Origin of the sequence: Aquimarina aggregata, from assembly GCF_001632745.1 — a bacterium.
Lineage (GTDB): Bacteria > Bacteroidota > Bacteroidia > Flavobacteriales > Flavobacteriaceae > Aquimarina > Aquimarina aggregata.
The window spans coordinates 1-2,270 of record NZ_LQRT01000009.1 but is presented as its reverse complement, the minus strand read 5'-3'; the positions used below and the strand labels follow the sequence as shown (position 1 = coordinate 2,270).

The following is a 2,270-nucleotide window of genomic DNA, read 5'->3' as shown; positions in this document are numbered from 1 at the left end:
TACGGAGACTAATACGGGTTAGAGCCTTAATACTAGATCGCTCGAAAGTTCACTCCGTTCTTTTAAATTTTACAACTTAATTTAACCATAAAATATATAAATGCTAATCTAAAGGATCGCACGGATTCTAGCTTTTCATATAGAAATACCACAAAAATGATAAGATATAGTTTAATAGCATTGATTATGTTTGTTTTTGTTTCCTGTAAAGAAACTAAAGAGAAAGAAAGTTCTAGTTTAGAACAGGATAAAACGCAAGTCACATTTGACAAAAAACTGTTGAACGGGGCTTGGGCAGAGAATCAAGAAGAAAATGCCTTATTTTACATAGAAAATGACTCCATCTATTACATAGATAATCAAGATAAGCCATATTCTTTAGAATTTAGGGGGAGTTATTTTTCTATTCACTATGATAACTACACCTCCAAGGCAGAACTCATTAAGCTGACTAAAGACGATATGATCTATAAATCTAGTACAGGAATTATTAAGTTATATAGAACAGCTGATCAAGTAAAAGAATCTAAGACTGAAACACAGGAAACGTTGCTTGTAGATAACAATAAAAAATGTGACATGGAAAAAGTAACTGTTTTAAAACAGCAGTTACCTAGTGCTTCTAAAGAGTCTATACTGTCATTTCTGTCTACAATATCAGTTGATTGTAAAAACAATGCTGAATTTGGTCAGTTTTCAAATGAAGTTTTATTTGAAGTGCTAAAAGCAAAACCTATTGAGGTTTTAATGATTGTGGAGAAAGAAAATGTAGAGAAAGATGAAGTTTACAAAATGCTTGAAAACCCTATAAATGATGCAATTAATCTAAATAAACTCATAGATAGTATAAATAAACTTGAGCTTCAAAGTGTAGAAAAGTCAAAGTTTTTAGAGGCTTTAAAAAAGGCCTTGGAAAAATATAATTAATATATTGTAAAAGCTCGCCCTCCTTCACACGATCACGCGGATTTGTAATCCGCGCCATACGAGTACAAATAAAAATGATCCCCGCTCCCACTAGTTCGTGACTAGTGGCGTTAAGATTGTTGAGCAAGAATAAGATTTACCTATGTAGTTCTGCAAGAAATTATACAGATTTAGAGAACGAATTAGAAATCATAGTCTCAAATATGTTCTAGTTTTGTACAAAACACGGATTACAAATCCGCGTATTCTATGATTAAAACAAGCTTTTTTCAAATTATTTTTTAAGCAAATTTCATTGTATCCACATATGGAGTTTGTCTATCAATTACTGCAAAAATGCGAGCTATTAACTTGTTTCTAATAATGTTAATTGTGCTCATTTTATTTTTACCTATTTCAATTCTTCTTTCATAGTATTTTTTCATCTCTGGATTATGTTGAATTGCTACCATTGAACACATATGAATCAATACTTTTATTTTTTTATTAGCGAGTTGTGAGACTTTATTACGTCCTTTTACACTTGTTCCTGATTGATAAGGGAAAGGAGCTACACCACAATATGATGCAAATTTTCGCCAGTTCTTAAATTTGGTAAAGTTTTCTGTAGCAATAATCATCGTTGTAGCCATTTGCATTCCAACACCTTTAATACTTAAAATTAACTTTAAACTTTGTTTCAATGCCTCTTGACTTTTTATAACTTCCAAAATTTGATATTCAAGAGTCTTGATTTGTTTTGTTATGTAATGAATCATCTTTTCCTGGACTTCAAAAATGATTTTAAAGTCTTTTGTTTTATATATGTTTTTTTGCTCACTTAGAGTACCCTTATAAGCGGCTCGTTGTTTTATTAGCTTAGCTTTAAGACTCATCAATGATTTCAATTGAGTAATGGATTTTGAGTAGCTTTTTGTTGGAGTTATTTCATCTTTTAATCGATAACCGTATAAAGCAATTCTTTTAGCATCAATTACGTCGTCTTTGCCTCTTGTGATTCCCATTGAACGCTTTATATCTAAAGCAGGTGCAATGTGATAATGGCATTCTTTATCTGTTAAAAACTCGGTTATTAAATGCGAATACATACCTGTATGTTCATACACAAAAAGCACATCTTCGATTTCATTTTTTGAACTTTTGACCCACAAATAAAAGTTCTGTAAACCCTTCTTGCTATTACTAAATTGATCATTTTTCTGATCTAAATGATTACATACATCAATGGTATTTTTACTAATATCAATACCAATTACATTTTTAAAATTCATAACTTTAATTTTAGGATAATAATTGAGTTACTTTAACTAAGACCTTTAATAAGGACAAACTAAAATTCTATA

2 protein-coding genes are annotated in these 2,270 nt (G+C 30.3%); one reads left to right on the top strand and one right to left on the bottom strand.

All coding sequences use genetic code 11. The features are described 5' to 3' along the window. Positions 1–156: 156 nt before the first annotated feature. Positions 157–927 carry a hypothetical protein gene (locus tag AWE51_RS10665; RefSeq protein WP_157766071.1) on the top strand — a complete coding sequence of 257 codons (771 nt, stop codon included), beginning with the start codon at positions 157–159 and terminating at the stop codon, positions 925–927. 281 nt (positions 928–1,208) lie between these two features. On the opposite strand, the gene AWE51_RS10660 is transcribed toward AWE51_RS10665, so the two are convergent. Further along, entirely contained in the window at positions 1,209–2,198 is a 990-nt protein-coding gene (locus AWE51_RS10660) for an IS110 family RNA-guided transposase (protein ID WP_066313296.1), read from the bottom strand. Positions 2,199–2,270: the final 72 nt, after the last annotated feature.